Here is a 20,879-nt window from a genome sequence, read left to right as displayed (position 1 = left end):
GCCCATCGCTGCGGGTTTCCTCGAGGCATCTACAGCCTCGCGACATCCACAGCGATGGGCGTAAGTTTTGCAGCATGCACGAACCTGATTCCCCTAAATCTGGAGTCGCAGCAGCCGAAGCCGGCGTGCCTGAAGTCGGGGTACGGAGAATTCGTCCGTCTACTTCCGGTTTGCAGGCTTCGCTGTCCAAGCGTCGCCAAGTTCGTGATCCACTGCCGGACGCATTGCTGCGCCGCGTCAAGCAGTTTTCCGGCCGTCTGGCCACCGAGGCTGTGACGGTGATGGAAGAGGAACTTCCATTCTTCGACAGTCTCGACGCATCCCAGCGCGCCGATGTTCAGTTGCTGGTGCAAACGTCGGTGGTAAATTTCCTGGAGTGGCTCAAGCAGTTGGATTCGGAGATCAGCTTCGGGTACGAGTCCTTTCCCGTCATCCCCCAGGATTTGGCACGCCGCCTCACTCTGCGGCAGACCGTCGACATGGTCCGAGTCGCGATGGAATTCTTCGAGAAGTGGCTGCCGGCGCTCGCCCGCAACGACCAGCAACTCATTGCTTTGACGGAAGCTGTCCTGAGATACGGCCGCGAGCTCGGATTCGCGGCTGCGACCGTGTACGCGAGCGCTGCCGAATCTCGTGGCGCTCTGGATACCCGATTGGAAGCGTTGGTCGTCGACGCCGTTGTCCGGGGCGATACCGGTTCGGACATGCTTTCGCGAGCAGCAACTCTCAATTGGGACGCAACAGCTCCTGCCACCGTCATTGTCGGGTCGCCGCCGCCGGATGAACGGGTATCGGTCGCTGGAAATGTTCACTCCACTGCCGCAACTCATGGTCGCGCGGTGCTCGCTGTCGTTCAGGGCAGTCGCCTCGTGATGATTGTCAGTGGCGACGTCAGCAGTAAATCCGAAGAGAGTGAATTTATTCAGGATCTGTTGAAGAACTTCGCCGACGGACCTGTCGTGATCGGCCCGACCACACCGACGTTGAGCGCTGCACATTTCAGTGCGTCCGAGGCGCTGGCCGGAATCAAGGCTGTCGCCGGGTGGCGGGGTGCTCCACGCCCCGTGTTTGCGACGGAGCTACTGCCCGAACGCGCACTGTTGGGCGACCAGGCCGCGGTCGATGCCCTGCAGGATCATCTCGTCACGCCTTTAGCTGCGAGCGGCACCGTCTTGACCGACACTTTGGACACCTATCTCGACTGTGGAGGTGCGGTTGAGACTTGCGCACGTCAGCTGTTTGTTCATCCAAATACCGTTCGGTATCGACTCAAAAGAATTACCGAGGTGACCGGTCGGGATCCTACAAATCCGCGCGATGCATACGTATTGCGTATAGCAGCTACCGTGGGCCGATTGACGCAAATCGACAACAAAGTGGACAAATTGGTAACTCCGGTCACAACCTTCACAGTGTGACGAACCGGGATGTAACTCTTCGGCGTCCAATTCCGATGGCGGACCGCGACGTGGGAATTTGTGGGAAACCTACAAAACGTGCCAGCAGAGTTCATCGCGACCGACATCTCGCAGGCGGCTCCGCGCAGTGTTCTCTTAGTAAGTGATTTCGTTGCTCGCCCCAGGACAGGGCTCTCAGACACCCGGCATGCTCAGCCCATGGTTGACGCTGCCCGGCGCGCAAGACCGTCTTGAACTGTGGTCGAAAGCCGCGGGCTTGGACCTCGTCCGCCTCGGCACTACCGCAACAGCCGAGGAGATCACCGATACGTCGGTCACTCAGCCGCTCGTCGTTGCAGCTGCCCTCCTCGCCTACGAGGAAATCGAATCACGGGGCCTGCTCGGCTCCGATGTGATCGCAGCCGGCCACTCCGTGGGCGAACTCGCCGCAGCCGCTATCGCCGGCGTCATCTCCGCTGACGATGCCGTCGCACTCGCTGCCGTTCGCGGTGCCGAGATGGCCAAGGCCTGCGCCCTCGAACCGACGGGTATGTCAGCCGTTCTCGGCGGCGACGAAGCTGAAGTTCTGGCACGCATCGAGGAACTCGGCCTGGAGGCAGCCAACCGCAATGCCGCTGGTCAGATCGTCGCAGCAGGTCTTCTCACTGCACTGGCAGAACTCGCGGCCAACGCGCCCGCCAAAGCTCGGGTGCGCGCGCTTCCCGTCGCCGGCGCGTTCCACACGCGGTTCATGGCTCCGGCTCAGGACGCAGTCGCAGCCGCTGCCGCCAAGGTCACGCCTTCCGATCCGATAAGGACTTTGCTCTCCAATTCGGACGGATTGCCGGTCACCTCCGGTGCCGATGCACTTGCCAAACTTGCTGCTCAGGTAACCCGCCCCGTCCGCTGGGAACTCTGCTCCGCATCGCTGCGGTCTGCCGAAGTCACCCTGGTCGTGGAGTTGCCGCCTGCTGGAGCCCTCGTCGGTATCGCCAAGCGTGAAATGCGTGGCACGCCGACGTTGGCCCTCAAGAACCCGGAGGATATCTCCGAACTGCCCGGACAGCCGTAGTCCGAGCGCTCCACCCACGTTCAGCTGCCTAACGCTGAACGTGGCGCACTACCTCAATCGATCAAGAAGGGAGCCACACCAGTGGCCCACACTCAGGAAGAAATCATCGCGGAACTCGGCCAGATCGTCGAGGAGGTCACCGGTATCGAGCCTTCCGAGGTCACCGCTGACAAGTCCTTCGTGGACGACCTCGATATTGATTCCCTGTCCATGGTCGAGATCGCTGTCCAGACCGAAGACAAGTACGGCGTCAAGGTTCCGGATGAGGATCTTGCAGGCCTGCGCACCGTCGGCGACATCGTTGCCTACATTCAGAAGCTCGAAGCCGAAGGCGCCGAAGCCAAGAACGCAGAGTGAGCCGACCGTGACTTCCGCTTCTACCCGCAGGGGGAAATTTCCCGACATCGTAGTCACGAGCCTCGCGACTTCGACGTCGGTGGCTGGTGATGTGGATGGCACGTGGAAGGCACTGCTCGCCGGCGAAAGCGGCATCGGAGTCCTCGACGATCCGTTCATCGAAGAATTCGATCTTCCGATTCGCATCGGCGGGCACCTCAAAGTTTCACCGGACGAGGGCCTCTCGCGAGTTGAAATCCGACGGATGAGCTGGGTCGAGCGCCTCGCGCTCACCCTCGGCCGCACAGCGTGGAGCAACGCCGGTAGTCCCGAGGTCGACAAGGACCGCCTCGCGGTTGTTATCGGCACCGGACTCGGCGGCGGCGACACGCTGATCGACGCGGTCGACAAGCTCCGAAGCGGAGGCTACCGAAAGGTGTCCCCGTTCTCGGTGCAGATGGTCATGCCTAACGGACCGGCTGCGACAGTGGGCCTCGAACTCGGCGCTCGCGGCGGCGTCATCACTCCCGTCTCCGCCTGCTCGTCCGGTTCCGAAGCCATCGCTCACGCTCACCGCATGCTGGTCATGGGTGACGTGGACATGGTGGTGGCCGGCGGTGTCGAGAGTTTCATCGACGCCGTGCCCATCGCGAGCTTTGCCATGATGCGCGCGATGAGCACCAACAACGAGAACCCGACTGCGGCTTCACGTCCTTTCGACAAGGACCGCGACGGTTTTGTGTTCGGAGAAGCCGGCGCTCTCATGATCCTCGAAACCGAGGAACATGCCAAGGCACGTGGAGCTACGATTCATGCTCGCCTGTTGGGCTCCGGAATCACTTCCGACGGCTATCACATCGTGGCACCACATCCCGAAGGGCTGGGCGCGGCGCGAGCGATGACTCGCGCGATCGAGATGGCGGGTCTGACGAAGTCGGATATCAAGCACATCAATGCTCACGCCACTGCGACGCCGATCGGCGACATCGCAGAGGCTGCGGCAATCAATTCCGCAGTGGGCAATCACGCTGCGGTGTACGGACCGAAATCCGCGCTGGGACACTCGATCGGCGCTGTCGGCGCTCTCGAATCTGTCCTGACGGTTCTGGCTGTGCGCGACGGAATCATTCCGCCGACGCTCAATCTCGACAACCAGGATCCAGAAATCGATCTCGATGTCGTCAAGGGCGAAGCCCGAACCGGCAGCTTCGATTTCGCACTGAACAACTCGTTCGGTTTCGGTGGGCACAATGTTGCGCTCGCTTTCGGCCGGGCATAGCCAGTCGTTGCACCTGTCCGCGGGTGACGCCACGATCACAGCGTCGCCCGCGGGCACACCGATCGGCAATTAACCCGAAGGCACGTAATTGAAGGAGGACGCGATGACCATTCTGGCCCCCGTGACAAAGTCCGAATCGTCGACAGACCCACGCGATCCCCTTGCGCGCCTGGAGAATCTGTTCGATCCGGGAACTACCGTTCCTCTCCACCCCCGTGACAAATCCGGTGTCCTCGCGGCATCCGGGATGATCGACGGTATTCGCACTATCGCTTACTGCTCGGATGCCACCGTCATGGGCGGCGCTATGGGCGTCGATGGATGCAAACATCTTGTCAGCGCGATCAATACCGCCATCGACGAGCAGACTCCCATCGTGGGCCTCTGGCATTCCGGTGGCGCCCGTCTGGCCGAGGGCGTCGAAGCCCTCCATGCCGTCGGACTTGTTTTCGAGGCGATGGTCCGCGCGTCGGGCCTGATCCCCCAAATCTCTGTAGTTCTGGGCTTTGCCGCCGGCGGAGCCGCCTACGGTCCGGCGTTGACCGACGTCGTCATCATGGCGCCCGAAGGTCGAGTTTTTGTCACCGGCCCCGACGTCGTACGCAGCGTCACCGGCGAACAGGTCGACATGGTCTCACTCGGCGGACCCGACACCCACACCAAGAAGTCCGGTGTCGCACACATCGCCGCACACGACGAGTCCGACGCTCTACACCGTGCCCGACGACTCGTCTCCATGCTTTGTGAGCAGGGCACGTTCGATCAGCGTGCTGCCGAACTCGGCGATTCCGATCTGCGGGCCATGATGCCGGCGTCGGCGAAACGCGCCTACGACGTGCGCCCGATCGTCCACGAACTACTCGACAACGTCGAGGGTGAGTCGAGTTTCGAAGAGCTGCAAGGTAATTACGCACGCAGCATCGTGACCGGATTCGGCCGGATGGCCGGCCGCACTGTCGGCGTCATCGCCAACAATCCGCTGCGTCTGGGCGGATGCCTCAATTCCGAGAGTGCTGAGAAGTCGGCGCGGTTCGTACGCTTGTGCAACGCATTCGGAGTTCCGCTGGTGGTTGTCGTCGATGTCCCGGGCTACCTGCCGGGTGTGTCGATGGAATGGGAAGGCGTTGTCCGACGCGGCGCAAAACTATTGCACGCCTTCGCTGAAGCCACAGTTCCCCGCGTCACTGTGGTCACCCGAAAGATCTACGGCGGCGCTTACATCGCGATGAATTCCCGCGCACTCGGCGCAACCGCCGTGTTTGCGTGGCCGAATTCCGAAGTTGCTGTCATGGGAGCCAAGGCCGCTGTGGGGATCCTGCACAAGCGTGCCCTGGCCGCCACACCCGACGACGAGCGTGAGACCTTGCACGATCGACTCGCAGCCGAGCACGAAGCCATTGCCGGTGGCGTGGATCGGGCCGTCGAAATCGGTGTGGTCGATCGAGAAATCGATCCCGCCAAGACTCGCAGCATTGTCACGGCGGCTCTTGCTGCCGCACCGAACGTACGTGGAAGCCACAAGAACATTCCGTTGTGAGAAACGTGGAGGGCGGGCCGCTGATCAGCGGCCCGCCCTCCACGTTCACATCAGCTCACTCGACGGTGTAGCCACATCACCTCTGCGCCCTCACCGGAGCTTCGGTACGGTTCCAACTCTTCATCCCAGGGCGCGCCCATCGCGCGATCGATCTCGGCCACGATGTCGCCGCCCGCTTTCATGATGGATCTCAGTCGCATCTCACCGACCATCACATCACCGTTTGCACTGGTGGACCCACGCCACAGCCCAAGCCCAGGTACATGGCTGTAGCGTTCGCCGTCCACCCCGCTGCTGGCGTCCTCGGTGACCTCGAATCTGAGCATCGGCCACACGCGCAGCGAATCAACCAGTCTGGCACCGGTTCCGACGGGACCGGACCAATCCGTTGTTGCACGAAGCAGTCCGTTGTCTGCCGGCTGAGAAGTCCACCTCAACTTGGCAGGACTTGCCAACGTGGCGGACAAGGCCCAATCCACGTGCGGGCATAACGCAGCGGGTGACGAGTGGATGTAGACCACACCAGCCGTCAGATCCGCGAGGTGATTCGGTTGCACACGAGCCTCCTGCTTCGACGAGGGACGTCTTCCCCAACGACCTCTGCCGAGTTTGTGAAGCAGGCTCGATTGAACAGTGTGCCTGTGATGCCCATGTTGCGCTAGTGAAACGAGAGAAAATTGTTCCCTATTTGTCTGCTATTTCCCCGCTATTACGCGATCGGACACTTCGGTCCATAACGGCTTGGCCCAGTCTCCGAATGGTCGATCGGTAAGAACGACGCACGCCAGGTCGATACTCGGATCCACCCACAGGAAAGTTCCCGACTGACCGAAGTGACCGTACGTGGCCTCGGAATTCGCCAGACCGGTCCAGTGCGGATTCTTGTGACCTCGAATCTCGAAACCCAAACCCCAGTCGTTGGGACGCTGGGAGCCGTATCCCGGCAAAATTCCGTTCAGGCCAGGAAACTGCACCGAAGTCGCCGCTTTGTGCGTCTGCGTCGAAATCAGCGTCGGAGCGAGTAGCTCTGCAGCGAACTTCGACAGATCCTCGGCCGACGCCTGGGCTCCGTGCCCCGCCGGTCCCACTAATTCTGCCGTGGTCATCTGCAACGGTTCGAAGACTGCCTCGGCCAGATAGTCGGCAAAAGGTATCGCCGTCTCGCTCTCGATCAACTCTGCGAGCACCTCGAACCCCGCACTCGAATAGATGCGCTTCGATGCGACGGGCGCCTGGACCTTCCGCTCCCCGAAAGCCAACCCCGACGCGTGCGCCAGCAGATGGCGAACGGTGGAACCTTCGGGACCCGCCGGCTGATCAAGCTCGACTGCACCTTCTTCGACGGCAACAAGAATTGCGTACGCACACAACGGTTTTGTCACCGACGCCAAGGGGAATACTCGGTGCTGATCGCCGTGGAACGCAGGAAAGCGGCCGCCCTCGTCGGAATTCTTTCCCGAGAGGACGACCGCTACCGCATGGTCGACCGGCCACTGATCGATTACGTCAAGACTGTGCACTCGATCAGACTACTGGCCCCTGATTTCAGTTAACTGATCACCAGTCAGCTTCGGTGTAACGGATGACGCCACGGATGTTCTTGCCGTCCAGCATGTCCTGGTAGCCCTCGTTGACCTCTTCGAGGCTGTACGTCCGGGTGATCATGTCGTCGAGGTTGAGCTTGCCTGCCTTGTACATGGCAAGGAGGTTCGGAACGTCCTGACGAGCGTTGCCGCCGCCGAAGATGTTGCCCTGAAGATCCTTCTGCAGCATGGACATCAGGAACAGGTTGAGCTTGACGTCCATATCCACGAGGTGACCCATCGCCGTGACGACAACTCGGCCGGCCTTGGCGGTCAGGATCATCGCTTCTTCGACGTACTCACCCTTCATCTCACCGACCGTGATGATGGTCTTCTGTGCCATGCGGCCGTGAGTTTCGTTGATGATCGGTTCGATTGCCGCCGCAGCACTTTCGTAGACGTGAGTGGCACCGAACTTGAGAGCCTGCTCACGCTTCCACGGCACCGGGTCGATGGCGAAGATCTTGCGCGCACCGGAGGCCACAGCGCCCTGAAGCGCGCTGATGCCAACGCCGCCGACACCCATGATGACAACGTCTTCACCGGGCTTGACGTCGGCTATGTGCGTTGCCGATCCCCAACCGGTAGGAACGCCGCAACCGACCAGCGCGGCAACCTCGAACGGAATGTCCTTGTCGATCTTCACGACGGACGACTGGTTGACAACCATGTACGGAGAGAATGTTCCGAGCAGGCACATCGGGATCACGTTCTCGCCGCGAGCCTGGATTCGGTACGTGCCGTCACTGATCGCCTGGCCGCTGAGCAGTCCCATGCCGAGGTCGCAGAGATTCTGGTGCCCGCCCGAACATGCCGGACAGGTTCCACACGCGGGGATGAAGGACAGCACGACGTGGTCGCCGACCTCGAGGCCGTGGACCTCCGCGCCGACCTTGGTGATCACACCGGAACCTTCGTGTCCGCCCATTGCGGGGAACGACGCCATCGGCGTTGCGCCGGTGACGATGTGGTGGTCGGAGTGGCACATTCCGGCCGCTTCCATGCGGATCTGGACTTCACCGGCTACCGGCTCGCCGATCTCGATCTCCTCGACGGACCACTTCTCGCCCAGGCCCCACAGGATTGCACCCTTGGTCTTCACGTCACTTCACCTTTCATTCGCACACCCGCATCTTTCTTTGTGACCATAGCCACAAATGGCCGAAATTGGAACGTGTTCTAACGAAAGATTTAGATTCGCAGGTCAGACGCGCTATTGAGCTGCACTTTCGGCGCGGCGCCCAACTTCCGAATGACCCACTGAGTGGGACAACCAGATTTTCGGACCGTTCGCTCCAGCCATTGCCCCCGCCTTCCGACGCAGAGCAGACTTTGATGATGGGAACTTCCGGGAATCGGCACGGAGAACATCCGCAACGCACACCGGCCTACGGCGTGGTCATGATCATCGTCGCCCTGGCTGCCGCGATCACAGTCAGTTACGTCGGGCCGGTGTGGTTGCGGTTCACGGTCTACATCGCCGCGGTAGTGACAATTGCAGTCGGATTCGTGTTCACGCTGCGCGACTACTCGACCTGAGTGGGATGAAGTGATTGTGAAGGATTTCGTTCGCTGAGCGAGTGAAATCCTTCAGAATCGCAGGGCGAATGTGGGGCGGATCGGGAACTGGTGCCCAGAACCCGAAATGGCCAAAGCCACACTGGCCACCGACCATACCCCGGCCAGAAAACGAGGTTGTCTCTGGCCGTTCTGCCGGACCGTGAACGCTGCCGCGCCGCGTTAAGAAGCTACTTGGCTGCCAAACTGACATGCAGCAATACTAAATTAATCGATGTAGCACTACAGGTCACATGAGACCATTCGGGCGTGAAAACAAAACTGGCACTTGCCATTCTGGCCGCACCACTAATACTTGCTGGATGTGGCGAGAGTTCCGATGCGCCTACTGCGTCCACAGCTTCAATTTCGGTCGGCAAGTCGGCCACTCAGCCAACCTCGACTATTCCAGTTGCAGTCGCCGTGGCCCCGGATCTTCCAGGCAAAGTTGTGGTGCGCGGAGATGCCAGCTCCTGTTCCAACGCGAATCCAGCTTCACCGGTGGGACTGGTTTCGACATCGACGGAACTCGGCGTCGGAGGTTATGCCGGAGACGCTGTACGGGTGACGTGGACCTACTCAGGCCAGTTGCCAACCTCTGGCACAGTTCTATTTTCACTGTCGGGCGCCAACCAAAGCGGAACCGTTGTCAAACAGTTGGGATACAAGACTCTTGACGGTGATCAGATTGCATACTTTGTGGCGGACCAGTCCGGCAAGCAGCAAAACCTGTCTGGCTTACCCGACACTAGTGTCCCCGGTCAGATCTCAGCAGTCTTGCCTAGTGCGCCAGCAGACGCGCTAGGACAAAACTGGCACTGGTCGTCGTCCATTAGCTTGGGAGGCAAGGATGTGGACTCATGTCCAAGCTAGCTCTTCTGCATTGACTGGCTAGGTTCGCCACTGGTTCCGATCGGGCTACTGTGCTGGGGCGAGATGGCCCCATTCAATGTTCACCGCTGAGATGAGAAACGCCGTTGACTGCTCGTCGAACAGGTAGCGAGATTGACGGGAAGTTGAAGTGGGAGCCTGTGAAAATCATCAGGCAAGCTCAGTGTCGGCGTCTCGGTTCGTGGCCGATCAAATCAATGCCGCATGCCTCGGCAAGGATCCGATCGGCCTTGTGTGCCCTACGTTTGGTGGCGGTGTGATCCTGAATAGAGGTGCACGTCACCAGCGGTTTGATGATGCGGTCAAAAAATCGAACGTGCCGGAGATAACACCAGATGACCGTAGGCACTCTCTGCGGCGTCCATTGGGACGAATCTGAGGGGCATTCCGACGATGCTCGGACACAAGGCAGTGACGAGACTCTGGATTCGATGCTGCCGCGCTGGCCGAAGTGGCGTCACCAGGCTTGATTCGCAGCGTGCTTAGTTCCAGGTGTGGCGGCAAAATGTGGGCAGAGATGCAAAAAGGCCCTCACGGATTTCTCCGAAAGGGCCTCTGAACTGCAAACTAATTGTGGGGCGGGTGGGGCTCGAACCCACGACCAATGGATTATGAGTCCACGGCTCTAACCGACTGAGCTACCGCCCCATCCGAAATGCACTGCATCTCGGCGCGTCCGAATGTTACCGGCCCATCCGACGCACATCACAACCGGGCAGGTTGTGACTGGTCCACCTCACCTGAGTGCACGAGATATCGACTTGGTCGGCATTGGCGCGTGAACCCGATACCGTTGGAGAGCACACCCCACGGAACAGGATCATCACATGAAGCTTGCACTCTCTGAATTCAAGAACTCCAAGGCCACTATCCGCATCATCATGTCCGATGGCGCGAAGCTCAACGGCACCGTCCAGGACTTCACGGAGGACACGTTGGTCCTCCACTCCCCCAACGGGGTCTACTACATCAACCCGGCCCACATCGTGCGCCTGTTCGAGCCCTCGGACCGCGCAGCGAAGTAGTCGCTCTTTTCAAGTCAAGCCCCGGCGCATCACTGCGTCGGGGTTTTTCTTGCTCTCGATTCACCACGGGCGGAGCACTTTTCGCACTCCGGCTCGTGCCTGCCTCAATTCAGCCCGGACAACAAAAAAAATGTCCCCGACCCGCGATTGCGGATCAGGGACACCTTCATTGCTGCTCCCCCGACTGGACTCGAACCAGTAACCGTCCGATTAACAGTCGGAAGCTCTGCCAATTGAGCTACAGGGGATTATCTTGCCGACAGCGCCGATCACGACGTTGCTGACAGCAACATTACCCAATGCATCGCCGAAGTACCAATACGGCACTACAGCCCCCATCGTGCGCCTGTTCGACACACAGAAAAGCGAAAAACCCCCACCCGGATTACTCCGAATGGGGGTTACACGCTCCCCCGACTGGACTCGAACCAGTAACCGTCCGATTAACAGTCGGAAGCTCTGCCAATTGAGCTACAGGGGATTATCTTGCTTGCAACGCCCGTTCCGGCGTTGCTTGAGAAACTCTAGCGAACGCATGACCGAAGTACCAAATCGCCTGCCCAGCGAGTCATCAGGCAGGATGGAGACAGGACGATCGGTGCTGGAGGGAAGCAGGAATGATGCGTTTGTTGATCGGTGTTGCAGCTGGGTACGTCCTGGGAACGAAGGCAGGCCGCGCACGATACGAACAGATCAGCCGGGCAGCCAAGGCTGTGGCGACCAGTCCGGCCACCAAGAAGGTGCTGGACGCGTCGCGTCAGAAGTTGGCGGACTCATTGAGCACGCAGCCAAAGCTCGAGCCCATGAAGCCGCTCAACGAGGAAACGACGATCCTGGTCCCCCACGACCAGTTGAAGAAGAACCGCTAGCTCAGCCGGGCAATCCGGCGCTGGTATCGCCGACAGCTTGTTCACGCAGTTGTCGGCGATACTGCTCGAGTGCGACGAGGTCGCCGAACAGTGAGTTGTATTCCTCGGGTGCTGCGGCCGGCGAGATACGTTGAAGCTTCGATTTGAGGTCCGCGACCTGTTCGCCGACCCAGGCTTCTTGCAGTCGGGCGAGCACGCCGGTGATGTACCGCGGAACGGTCTCTTCGTCGCAGGGCATCGGTTCTACGGCCAATTCCGAGATTACCGAGGCAACCGTCACGTCGTTGACGCCCTTGGTGACGACGTCGATCCATTCGGCGCCGCCGAGCCCCTTGCTGGTTCCTCCGACGTCGGCCATTGATTGCCTGATTGCCACGTAGGCCGGATGCGTGAACGTTTCGGCGGGCAGGGAGTCGAATACTGTTCCGGCGATCCCGGGATACTGCAGGGCCGCCTTCAAGACGGCTCGTTGGGTAGAGAGCGCCGGGTCGTTGGGGCGAGGCCTCGAGATGCCGATCGGCAGCGCCAAAGCGTCGTCGCTCGGTTCCGCGATAACTTGACGACGCTTGGGTGCGGGCGACGAACCACGCATGGCTGCCCGCTTGCGAGCTTCGTCACGTACGCGTCGGCGCACGGATGGAAGATCGTCCCAACCGACCCACCCGCACAGGAGGTTCGCGTAGCTGTCTCGCAGTGTCGATTCCTTGATCTGCGCGACGACGGGAACAGTCCGACGCAAGGCCTCGACGCGACCTTCGGCGGTCTCGAGATCGTGTTCGGTGAGGATGGATTTGACGACGAATTCGAACATCGGGGTGCGGCGCGCTACAAGGTCACGGACGGCCGCGTCGCCGGATGCAAGACGGAGATCGCACGGATCCATTCCGTCCGGGGCGACGGCGACAAAGGTCTGCCCGGCCATCTTCTGGTCGCCCTCGAAGGCCTTCATCGCAGCAGCTTGTCCCGCGGCGTCGCCGTCGAAGGTGTAGATGATCTCGCCACGAAAGTAGCTGTCGTCCATCAGGAGTCGGCGCAGCATCGCAAGATGCTCCTCACCGAATGCGGTGCCGCAGGATGCGACGGCGGTCTTGACGCCGGCCAGATGCATCGCCATCACATCGGTGTATCCCTCGACGACGACCGCCTGGTGGCCCTTGGCGATATCACGTTTGGCTAGATCGAGACCGAATAGGACCTGAGACTTCTTGTACAGGATGGTTTCCGGGGTGTTGACGTATTTGCCCGGCATGGTGTCGTCGTCAAATAGTTTGCGCGCACCGAAGCCGATGACGTCGCCGGCGACACTGCGGATAGGCCACAGCAGACGACGATGGAATCGGTCGATCGGGCCGCGTCGACCTTCCTTGGACAACCCGGCAGCTTCGAGCTCTTTGAACTCGAATCCCTTGGCCATCAAGTGTTTTGTAAGAATATCCCAGCCGTCGGGCGCGTAACCGCAGCCGAATTGCAGGGCAGCCGCACCGTCGAAATTTCGCTCGGTCAGGTAATCGCGCGCAGCTTGCGCGTCGGGTTCCTTCAACCTGGCAGCGTAGAACTCCTGAGCGGCCGCATTGGCTGCGATCAATCGTGCCCGCGTCCCGCGATCGCGCTGAACCGAGGGACCGCCGCCCTCGTAGGAAATCGAGTAGTTCAGTCGGTCGGCCAACTGTTCGACGGCCTCGACGAAACTGATGTGATCCATCTTCTGAAGGAACGAGTAGACGTCGCCGCCCTCACCGCAGCCGAAGCAGTGGTAGAGCCCGTGGTTGGGACGCACGTGGAACGACGGGGACTTCTCGTCGTGGAACGGGCACAGACCTTTGATGGAATCGCCACCAGCGCGCTTGAGCGAGACGTACTCACCGACGATGTCTTCGATTCGTGTGCGTTCGCGAATGGCCGCGATGTCTCTGTCAGAAATTCGGCCCGCCACGCCACCAGTCTAGGTGGTCCGGCGATACCGCCGGACAACGATATGTTGAATGCTCATTCCGAACGGGAGCGATGAGACCGACAATGACACAGAGTGGCGACAACTCCCCTGACAACCGTGTGGGCACGCACTTCGGAGTGTACGAACTACGCCGGCTACTGGGCCGCGGCCGTACCAGCGAGGTCTACGAGGCTTACGACACATCCAAGAGTCGGGTGGTCGCACTCAAACTCCTGAACGGGCAGGCCGCCGACAATCCGGAAATTGTCGAGCGATTTCTCGCTTCGGCCCGATCGAGCGCCGGCGTGAGCGACCCGCACGTCATCCCGGTCCACGAATCCGGGACCGTCAGCGGTGTCCCTTTCATGGATATGCGTCTGATCGAGGGGCACACTCTGAGCAGCGAGTTGGCCACGAACGGCCGAATCGAACCTGCCCGCGCCGTGCACATCGTTTCCCAACTCGCCGAAGCATTGGATGCGGCACGCGCGGCTGGTCTCATCCATCGGACCGTCACACCGCACGACGTCATCATCACGTCGACGGATTTCGTGTATCTCGCTGATTTCGGTATCCCCGATTCGACCGGGGAGAACATCGCCCACGTCACCGCACTGGCTGCAGTCTTGAACGAATCGCTGACCGGAACGACATTTTCGGAAGAATCGCCACCGAGTTCCGTTATTCGCTCGCTCCCACGGCATTTCGACACAGTCGTCGCCCGAGGAATGTCCGTCGACCCCACCCGACGCTATTCGTCGGCTCGCGAGTTCACTCAGGACGCGACTCGGGCGCTCTCGATGCCCGATGCTCCGGAGCAATTGGTGCCGATAGCTCCACGCCCGATGCAACCCCCGCCGCCGGCGCCTCCTCGCGAGCCTGTTCGATTCACCACCCTTCCCCCGCCGCCACCGGTAGCGCCGGCAACCCGGCGCACAGTGCCGATCATTCTCGGCGCTGCCGCGGCTGCTGTCCTACTGGCCGCCGGAGGCACCGCGATCTGGCTGATGTCGCGATCCTCCGAGGAAGCTCCGACTGCTGTTGCCGCGGTGGCAACAACCACCACGCCGGCAACTACAACCACCCCAGCACCGACTACAAGCCGAGTAACAACACCGAGAGCCACCGCCGCACCGCTCACCACCACCGCACCGCTCACCACCACGGTGGCCGCAGTCGCCCGGTTCGGGGACCTCGGATTGAGTGAGTTGATGACGGTTCCGTCGTGCAACGGTTCCGGAATTGTCGTGCTGGCCAATGCCACTGATCCAGCAACGTATGCGAATGACATCCAGCGTTATCTCGACATGTTTCCGGGTTCGCAGTACCTGCGCACCGACCAGTCCTGCTCGTCGTTGCGCCAGGTTTCGGACTCCGGCACAGCAATCTATGCAGTCTTTCGCCCCTCGGGAACCACACGTGCTGAGATCTGCGCCGACGTTCAGGCCGCCGACGGCGATGCCTACGGCAAGTGGCTGGACCGCTCGACCGATCCGAGCAGCTTCATCACCTGCTGAAGCGTCAGCCCCAGCTTGCTTGGGCGCCGAGGCTGGCTTTGTCGACGCGCTCGAGGCGACTTTCCGTGTACGACGCGATCTGATCCACGACCACTCGGGTGCGGGCGCTGTCGCTGTCGGCGTGTTCCCAGGCCGGAACCAGGATCGGGTCCAATCCCGCCGGCGCAGTTGCCAGTAGCCATTCCGCGACTCGGTGTACTCGGTCACGTTGACGGTCTTGGCGTGCTTTGTGCCCGGCGTCGGACATGACGTAATACAGCGCAACGGTTTTGAGGAGCGCGACTTCGGAGGCAACGGCTTCGGGAACGTCGAGATCTGCTTGGTAGCGAGTGAGCGGACGATCCCCGTTGGTCAACCGAGTCTCGGCGATGGCCGCCGTTGCGAAGCGTCCAACCAGTTCGCTGGTCAAGTTCTTCAGTGCGACGGAACTGTGCAGGGTCCCGTCGTAGCTTCCGACGCCTTGGACTACAGGCAGTTCCGACAGGCGTTGCGCCGCTTCGATCAGATCATCGACGACGAGGCCCCGAAACTCCGACGCACCCAATTCGGCGAGAGCCCGCTGTTCAATCGGGTCGGCGAGTGAACGCAGGTCGATACGGCCGGCAATAACGCCGTCTTCGACGTCGTGCACTGAATAGGCGACATCGTCTGCCCAGTCCATGACCTGCGCTTCCAGTGCTTGCCGACGCTCGGGGGCGCCTTCGCGTACCCAGGCCAACACGTCGGCGTCGTCGTCGTAGGCACCGAATTTGGCGCCGGGTTCGGGCCTCGTCCATGGATATTTGATCGCGGCGTCGAGGGCCGCGCGGGTGAGGTTGAGGCCGGCGCTGAACCCGTCGGGTCGCAGAATCTTGGGTTCGAGGCGGGTGAGAATGCGCAGGTTCTGGGCGTTGCCTTCGAAACCGCCGCAACTGTGAGCGACTTCGTCGAGCGCCTTCTCACCGTTGTGTCCGTATGGCGGATGCCCGATGTCGTGTGCCAGACCCGCAAGGTCGACGAGGTCAGGATCGCAGCCGAGTCCATCGGCGATCCCGCGGCCGATCTGGGCAACTTCCATCGAGTGTGTGAGTCGGGTGCGTGGGGTGTCGCCGTCGCGAGGTCCGACGACCTGCGTCTTGTCGGCGAGGCGTCGTAGCGCTGCGGAGTGCTGCACGCGGGCGCGGTCGCGCGAGAAGTCCGAACGGTGTTGCGCCGCAGCGATCTGCGAGCCCGGTAGCCCCGCTCGTTTCGGAGTTTCGACGACGCGACGTTCCAGATCGTGCTCGGAGTAGGTTCCGCCGCCGTAGGTGGTGTGTGCCGTCATGATGGATGCTCCTATTGCCCTGCCGTGTAGGGGAAGTCAGCGGAGAAATGTGTGAGCTGGTACCAGAGCAGCGCGCCGGTTTCGCGGGCGATTCCGTGCAGCTGAGATTCGCGGGTGAATACAGCGGGGCCTTGCCTGGTGGGAGCTGTCCAGGCCTCGAGGCCGGTGTCGCGGGCCATCGTTCGGGTGCGTAGCGAATGCCAGGGGTCACTGACCAGAACTGCGGAATTGATTCCCTGTGAAGACATTTCGGCACTGACGGCGTCGATACTGAGCAGGGTATCGGAACCCGTTTCGACTGCGGTGATCGCGCTGGACGGTATCCCCCGGTCGCTCAGATACATCTTGCCCGAGGCAGCTTCGGTGTACTCGTCACCTTCCTGCTTGCCGCCGACGGTGATGATCTGGGGAGCGACGCCTCGCTTGTACAGCTTGTACGCCTGCTCGAGCCTGGCTTCGAATACCGACGACGGAGTTCCCGAATACTGGGCCGCCCCGAGAACGACAATCGCGTCGGCGGGGGTGGTGTCGTCGATTCGTGCAACCTGCCACACCCGCGCCGCCGTCCCACCGATCAGAACAAACGTCATGAGGATGGCCCCGACGATGAACCGTCGGGTCCATCGCGCCAAACCCTCACCGAAGCCGCCACCGGCCCGTGAGGACGTGGAGTTGCGGGATCGGTTGCCGAAAGCTGGTTTCACTCCCGCAATTGTGCCAGTTCGCATCGGTCACCTGCGCTGCCGACTCGCCACAACGGTTAGATTTGCGTCATGGCCTTCGCAGCACACATCGAGCAGTCGTCCCCGACGGATCGCGGCCGGGCGTATCTCCGTCCGATTCGGCGCTGGGGCGCTATGTCAGCAGTCGCGGCGCTCTTCGCCATTCTCGCGCTGATTTTCAGCCCGGCGGCCGCGTCGGCAGATCCGCCGTTGGTGCTTCCCAACCAGATCACCGATACGTCCGGCGTGTTGAACAGTGGTCAGAAGAACGACATCCAGACTGCAATCGACCAACTCAGCGAAGACCATCAAATCGATCTGTGGGTCGCATTCGTTCCCGATTTCAACGAGATGGGCGGTCAGGCCTGGGCGGAGCAGACAGCCACCAAGTCGACTCTTCGCAACAATGCCGTACTGCTCGCAGTCGCAACAACGGAACGCGCCTACTACCTCGATGTTCCACCGGGATTGAAGAACATCACACAGTCCGACATCGACTCCATCACGGGTGACGCCTTGGAACCCGCTCTCGCCGACGGCGATTGGGCCGGCGCAGCGATCGCCACCGCCGGCGCCCTCGGTGACGCGAACTCCAAGAGCGGCGGCATGTCCGCGAGCACACTCCTCATCGCCGGTGGTGCGGTAATCGTTGGAACCGGCGGCGTGGTTCTGTACTCACGCAAACGCAAGTCCGATCACAACAAGGCAAGCCTCGAGGCCGCCAAGCACATCGCGCCCGACGACATTGCCGGACTGAATGCACTTCCCTTGCCGACGCTCGACGACCGGGCCAAGGCGATTCTCGTCGAGACCGACAATGCGATCTCGGCTAGCCAGGAAGAACTCGAACTTGCACGGAGCGAATTCGGTGACGCCGCCGTCGCACCTTTTGCCCAGGCGTTCGACAAAGCCAGGTCGACGCTCGCCGGGGCCTTCGGGATCAGGCAGAAGCTTGACGACGCCATCCCGGAGTCACCGGAGCAGCGGCGTCAGATGCTGATCGACATCATTTCTTCCTGTGGTCGTGCCGACCAAGAATTGGAAGCGCGGGTCGAAGAGTTCGACGCAATGCGTGACCTCCTTATCAATGCGCCCGCGAGGTTGGACGCTCTGACACAAAGCGTCGTAGCACTCAGTGTCCGTCTGCCTGAGTCCGAGGCAGTCCTGACAACTCTCAAGAGCCAATTCCCCGCTCCGACGCTGGCGCCGGTGGTCGGCAACGTGACGATGGCCGGTGAACGGTTGACTCTTGCCGAACAATCCATCGAGGCTGGTCGCGACGCCGTCGCCTTGCCGGCCGGCAAGCAGGGCGGCGCTGTCACAGCGATTCGGACTGCTGAAGCCGCACTGGATCAGGCGCGCAAGCTGCTCGACGGTGTGGATCACGCGGCCGACGACATCCGCAATGCCATCGCAACCTTGCCTGCCGCCATGGAAGATGTGCAGCAGGGAATCACGGCGGCGGATTCGTATCTGGCCCAGGGCGGGGAGCAGTTGGCCTCAGCGAAGGCCGCGGCGCAGGCAGCGCTGGCTCATGCCCAGGCGTCGAAGGACTCCGACCCGCTCGGGGCCTTCAACCAGGTCGTGGCGGCAGACGCACAGTTGGACGCACTTCTCGCAGCAGCCCAGGAACAGAAACAGCAACTCGAACGTGCGCAGCAGCGGCTCGCGCAGGACATGTTGGCTGCGCAGGCCCAGATCACCGCTGCCGGCGACTTCCTCAATACCCGTCGCGGTGCGATCGGCGCCGAGGCACGTACTCGTTACGCCGAGGCTCAGCGCCACCTGCAAGCGGCTCAGCAGTTGCAGGCCTCCGATCCGTCGACGGCCCTGCAACATGCGCAGGCGGCTACCACGCTGGCTACACATGCTTTGCGTGCCGCTCAGAACGACGTCAGCGCCTGGGAAGCGAGCCAGCGCCCCCGCGGCGGGGGTGGCGGCAACAACGCTGCCGGCGCGATCCTCGGCGGAATTCTGATCAACAGTGTTCTGCGCGGTGGCGGCGGCGGTCCGCGGTCGTACGGTGGCCCGAGCAGTAGCGGTCGAGGCGGCGGATTCGGCGGCGGCGGGGGCGGCGGACGGGGCAGTCGCGGGGGCGGCGGCGGCGGCCGGTTCTGAGGCCAGCACTCGAGGTAGTAAAATTCTGACTTTGTTCGCGACCGACCTCGTCGTACGCTCCATCCGGCAAGTCGGGATCACAGATCATACGAAGGTGTTATGAACAGCGTTGCCCCGCAGATAACCGTGGTTGTACCGACGTACAACGAGCGTGAGAACCTGCCCAAGCTCGTCGATCGCCTTGCCGCGTTGAAGATCCCGAACCTGCATGTCCTCGTGGTGGACGACAACTCTCCCGATGGAACGGGTGACGTTGCGGACAAATTGGGCATCGATGGACCCATCCCGGTAGGTGTTCTGCATCGCACCGTCAAGGACGGACTCGGCCGCGCCTACGTCGCCGGAATGACCCGCGCTCTCGCCGAGAACGCGGACATCGTCATTCAGATGGACGCCGATCTCTCGCATCCGTCCGAGGTAATCCCCTCGATGATCGAGATCCTCACCACAACGGACGCTGCTGTCGTGCTCGGGTCACGCTACGTCGAGGGCGGCGCAGTGGCCGGAGACTGGCCGTGGCACCGCAAGGCACTTTCGGCGTGGGCCAACTTCTACGTCAACGCGATCCTGCGACTGCACGTCAAGGACGCGACTGCCGGATTCAAGGCATGGCATGCAAAGACTTTGCGTGCCATCGACGTGGAATCGGTACAGAGCAACGGCTACGCATTCCAGGTCGAAATGAACTACCGAGTTGTGCAGCGCGGCATGAAGATCGCCGAAACTCCGATTCGTTTCGAGGAGCGCACCGAGGGTGTCTCCAAGATGAGCCTGAGCGTTCAGATCGAGTCGGCACTGGTTCCGTGGAAGCTGAAGTTCGGCAAGAAGTCCCGGTAGATCTAACCGACAGATCTGAAGAACTCTGCGGTCGCGGGATCCGAGGGATAGAAAGACTCGATCGCGATCTCGGCCAAGGTGACGTCGCGCGGCGTACCGAACACGGTGGTGGTACTGAACATCGCCAGTTCGGTATCGCCGGCGCGAATCCGCAACGGCACCAGCAGTGAACTCATCTCGTCTTCATGCCATTCGCCCCCGCTGGGGTAGGTCCGTAGTTCTTCGAGCAACCCGCCCAGTTGCGCGTCCGCCGTCACCTCGACTTCGCGTCGTAGCCTGGCAATCACATGGGTTCGCCATTGCGCCAAGTTCACAATGCGCGGCGCCATCCCCTCGGGATGCAAGCTCAGACGCAGCACATTCACCGGTGGTTCCAGGAGAAACGGCGCCGACCCCTCGGTCAGGATGCCGACTGCACGATTGCCGGCGATCAAATCCCAATGGTGATCGACCACGACGGCAGGAAATGGGTCGTGCGCGTCGATAATGCGATTGATGGCATCGCTGACCGCAGCCATCGGCGCCTCGGCCAATGCGCTCTGCGAGTATGCCGGCGCATGACCGCCGGCCAATAGCAACGAATTTCTTTGACGTAGTGGCACATCCAGACATTCGGACAGATGAATGATCATGTCCTTACTGGGCTTCGATCGGCCGGTTTCGATGAAACTCAGATGCCTCGTCGAAACGCCGGCCGCCGACGAAAGCCCCAACTGGGTAAGTCTCCGCCTCTCGCGCCACGCTTTGAGTTGCGTTCCCACATCTACTTTCTGCGTCATGTACCCAACATATCGACCGGCGGTACTGCCCGGCCATGACCTCTGAGGTAATCGACTGGCTCTGATTCCAGCTGCACAGTTGTCTCAGCCGGAAACAACACCGGACACCTCAGAGACAGGATTT

The 20,879-nt window shown here is 61.3% G+C and carries 19 protein-coding genes and 3 tRNA genes; 12 read left to right on the top strand and 10 right to left on the bottom strand.

All coding sequences use genetic code 11. The features are described 5' to 3' along the window. Window positions 1-74: 74 nt before the first annotated feature. The 5 genes from MTX36_RS08085 to MTX36_RS08065 all read left to right on the top strand — a co-directional run bounded on the left by MTX36_RS08085 (window position 75) and on the right by MTX36_RS08065 (window position 5,621). Window positions 75-1,418, top strand: coding sequence for a CdaR family transcriptional regulator (locus tag MTX36_RS08085; RefSeq protein WP_243619195.1), 1,344 nt, complete (start codon window positions 75-77; stop codon window positions 1,416-1,418). Window positions 1,419-1,560: 142 nt separating this feature from the next. After that, window positions 1,561-2,469 carry an ACP S-malonyltransferase gene (locus MTX36_RS08080; protein WP_243619194.1) on the top strand — a complete coding sequence of 303 codons (909 nt, stop codon included), beginning with the start codon at window positions 1,561-1,563 and terminating at the stop codon, window positions 2,467-2,469. A gap of 81 nt (window positions 2,470-2,550) precedes the next feature. Beyond that, complete coding sequence (acpM, locus tag MTX36_RS08075) at window positions 2,551-2,826, top strand: meromycolate extension acyl carrier protein AcpM (protein ID WP_033233096.1); 276 nt, start codon at window positions 2,551-2,553, stop codon at window positions 2,824-2,826. 7 nt (window positions 2,827-2,833) lie between these two features. Then, on the top strand, window positions 2,834-4,084 hold the full coding sequence (locus tag MTX36_RS08070) for a KasA/KasB family beta-ketoacyl-ACP synthase (RefSeq protein WP_243619193.1): 1,251 nt from the start codon (window positions 2,834-2,836) through the stop codon (window positions 4,082-4,084). 103 nt (window positions 4,085-4,187) lie between these two features. Next, a complete protein-coding gene (locus tag MTX36_RS08065) occupies window positions 4,188-5,621 on the top strand; it encodes an acyl-CoA carboxylase subunit beta (RefSeq protein ID WP_243619192.1) in 1,434 nt (477 codons plus the stop codon). Between the two features lie 50 nt (window positions 5,622-5,671). Here the strand turns inward: MTX36_RS08065 and MTX36_RS08060 are convergent, their stop codons facing one another. From MTX36_RS08060 to MTX36_RS08050, 3 genes are all read right to left on the bottom strand, one after another. Then, window positions 5,672-6,178 (bottom strand): DUF3145 domain-containing protein, encoded by a 507-nt coding sequence (locus MTX36_RS08060; protein ID WP_243619191.1) that lies wholly within the window; start codon window positions 6,176-6,178, stop codon window positions 5,672-5,674. 138 nt (window positions 6,179-6,316) lie between these two features. Further along, window positions 6,317-7,141 (bottom strand): serine hydrolase, encoded by an 825-nt coding sequence (locus tag MTX36_RS08055; protein WP_243619190.1) that lies wholly within the window; start codon window positions 7,139-7,141, stop codon window positions 6,317-6,319. A gap of 37 nt (window positions 7,142-7,178) precedes the next feature. Further along, window positions 7,179-8,306, bottom strand: coding sequence for an NDMA-dependent alcohol dehydrogenase (locus MTX36_RS08050; RefSeq protein ID WP_243619189.1), 1,128 nt, complete (start codon window positions 8,304-8,306; stop codon window positions 7,179-7,181). A gap of 233 nt (window positions 8,307-8,539) precedes the next feature. On the opposite strand from MTX36_RS08050, the gene MTX36_RS08045 reads away from it, so the two are divergent. Continuing rightward, a complete protein-coding gene (locus MTX36_RS08045; protein ID WP_243619188.1) occupies window positions 8,540-8,743 on the top strand; it encodes a hypothetical protein in 204 nt (67 codons plus the stop codon). Window positions 8,744-9,987: 1,244 nt separating this feature from the next. Further along, window positions 9,988-10,122: a hypothetical protein gene (locus MTX36_RS29805; RefSeq protein ID WP_279394304.1), complete on the top strand. Its 135-nt coding sequence runs from the start codon at window positions 9,988-9,990 to the stop codon at window positions 10,120-10,122. 104 nt (window positions 10,123-10,226) lie between these two features. Here the strand turns inward: MTX36_RS29805 and MTX36_RS08040 are convergent. Then, window positions 10,227-10,300, bottom strand: a tRNA-Ile gene (locus MTX36_RS08040). A gap of 179 nt (window positions 10,301-10,479) precedes the next feature. On the opposite strand from MTX36_RS08040, the gene MTX36_RS08035 reads away from it, so the two are divergent. Then, window positions 10,480-10,677 (top strand): hypothetical protein, encoded by a 198-nt coding sequence (locus tag MTX36_RS08035; protein WP_243619187.1) that lies wholly within the window; start codon window positions 10,480-10,482, stop codon window positions 10,675-10,677. A 175-nt stretch (window positions 10,678-10,852) separates the two neighbouring features. Here the strand turns inward: MTX36_RS08035 and MTX36_RS08030 are convergent. Together MTX36_RS08030 and MTX36_RS08025 are read right to left on the bottom strand one after the other, a co-directional pair. Continuing rightward, window positions 10,853-10,925 (bottom strand) — tRNA-Asn (locus tag MTX36_RS08030). Between the two features lie 160 nt (window positions 10,926-11,085). Then, window positions 11,086-11,158, bottom strand: a tRNA-Asn gene (locus MTX36_RS08025). A 136-nt stretch (window positions 11,159-11,294) separates the two neighbouring features. Between MTX36_RS08025 and MTX36_RS08020 the strand changes: the two genes are divergently transcribed. After that, window positions 11,295-11,546 (top strand): hypothetical protein, encoded by a 252-nt coding sequence (locus tag MTX36_RS08020; protein WP_094273802.1) that lies wholly within the window; start codon window positions 11,295-11,297, stop codon window positions 11,544-11,546. 1 nt (window position 11,547) lies between these two features. On the opposite strand, the gene dnaG is transcribed toward MTX36_RS08020, so the two are convergent. After that, window positions 11,548-13,479, bottom strand: a complete 1,932-nt coding sequence (dnaG, locus tag MTX36_RS08015; RefSeq protein WP_243619186.1) for a DNA primase — start codon at window positions 13,477-13,479, stop codon at window positions 11,548-11,550. Between the two features lie 83 nt (window positions 13,480-13,562). Between dnaG and MTX36_RS29800 the strand changes: the two genes are divergently transcribed. Next, complete coding sequence (locus MTX36_RS29800; RefSeq protein ID WP_279394303.1) at window positions 13,563-14,996, top strand: serine/threonine-protein kinase; 1,434 nt, start codon at window positions 13,563-13,565, stop codon at window positions 14,994-14,996. A gap of 4 nt (window positions 14,997-15,000) precedes the next feature. Here the strand turns inward: MTX36_RS29800 and MTX36_RS08005 are convergent, their stop codons facing one another. After that, window positions 15,001-16,299, bottom strand: a complete 1,299-nt coding sequence (locus MTX36_RS08005) for a deoxyguanosinetriphosphate triphosphohydrolase (RefSeq protein WP_243619185.1) — start codon at window positions 16,297-16,299, stop codon at window positions 15,001-15,003. Window positions 16,300-16,310: 11 nt separating this feature from the next. Further along, window positions 16,311-16,889: a YdcF family protein gene (locus tag MTX36_RS08000; protein WP_243619238.1), complete on the bottom strand. Its 579-nt coding sequence runs from the start codon at window positions 16,887-16,889 to the stop codon at window positions 16,311-16,313. 183 nt (window positions 16,890-17,072) lie between these two features. Between MTX36_RS08000 and MTX36_RS07995 the strand changes: the two genes are divergently transcribed. Next, window positions 17,073-19,139, top strand: coding sequence for a YgcG family protein (locus MTX36_RS07995; RefSeq protein WP_243619184.1), 2,067 nt, complete (start codon window positions 17,073-17,075; stop codon window positions 19,137-19,139). Between the two features lie 99 nt (window positions 19,140-19,238). Beyond that, complete coding sequence (locus MTX36_RS07990; RefSeq protein ID WP_243619183.1) at window positions 19,239-19,976, top strand: polyprenol monophosphomannose synthase; 738 nt, start codon at window positions 19,239-19,241, stop codon at window positions 19,974-19,976. Between the two features lie 2 nt (window positions 19,977-19,978). Here the strand turns inward: MTX36_RS07990 and MTX36_RS07985 are convergent, their stop codons facing one another. Beyond that, window positions 19,979-20,755 (bottom strand): helix-turn-helix domain-containing protein, encoded by a 777-nt coding sequence (locus tag MTX36_RS07985; RefSeq protein WP_243619182.1) that lies wholly within the window; start codon window positions 20,753-20,755, stop codon window positions 19,979-19,981. Window positions 20,756-20,879: the final 124 nt, after the last annotated feature.

The organism is Rhodococcus sp. ARC_M6 (assembly GCF_022810305.1).
Lineage (GTDB): Bacteria > Actinomycetota > Actinomycetes > Mycobacteriales > Mycobacteriaceae > Rhodococcus_F.
Note: the sequence above shows the minus strand (reverse complement) of the source record. Positions and strands in the feature narration are given on the sequence as shown.

Excerpts from the sequence above, each read along its gene's own strand:
- MTX36_RS08045 (WP_243619188.1), top strand. The coding sequence starts at position 8,540 with ATGATGGGAACTTCCGGGAATCGGCACGGAGAACATCCGCAACGCACA.
- MTX36_RS08065 (WP_243619192.1), top strand. The coding sequence starts at position 4,188 with ATGACCATTCTGGCCCCCGTGACAAAGTCCGAATCGTCGACAGACCCA.
- MTX36_RS29800 (WP_279394303.1), top strand. The coding sequence starts at position 13,563 with ATGACACAGAGTGGCGACAACTCCCCTGACAACCGTGTGGGCACGCAC.
- MTX36_RS07995 (WP_243619184.1), top strand. The coding sequence starts at position 17,073 with ATGGCCTTCGCAGCACACATCGAGCAGTCGTCCCCGACGGATCGCGGC.
- MTX36_RS07985 (WP_243619182.1), bottom strand. The coding sequence starts at position 20,755 with ATGACGCAGAAAGTAGATGTGGGAACGCAACTCAAAGCGTGGCGCGAG.
- MTX36_RS07990 (WP_243619183.1), top strand. The coding sequence starts at position 19,239 with ATGAACAGCGTTGCCCCGCAGATAACCGTGGTTGTACCGACGTACAAC.
- MTX36_RS08000 (WP_243619238.1), bottom strand. The coding sequence starts at position 16,889 with ATGACGTTTGTTCTGATCGGTGGGACGGCGGCGCGGGTGTGGCAGGTT.
- MTX36_RS29805 (WP_279394304.1), top strand. The coding sequence starts at position 9,988 with ATGACCGTAGGCACTCTCTGCGGCGTCCATTGGGACGAATCTGAGGGG.
- MTX36_RS08085 (WP_243619195.1), top strand. The coding sequence starts at position 75 with ATGCACGAACCTGATTCCCCTAAATCTGGAGTCGCAGCAGCCGAAGCC.
- MTX36_RS08020 (WP_094273802.1), top strand. The coding sequence starts at position 11,295 with ATGATGCGTTTGTTGATCGGTGTTGCAGCTGGGTACGTCCTGGGAACG.
- MTX36_RS08005 (WP_243619185.1), bottom strand. The coding sequence starts at position 16,299 with ATGACGGCACACACCACCTACGGCGGCGGAACCTACTCCGAGCACGAT.
- MTX36_RS08035 (WP_243619187.1), top strand. The coding sequence starts at position 10,480 with ATGAAGCTTGCACTCTCTGAATTCAAGAACTCCAAGGCCACTATCCGC.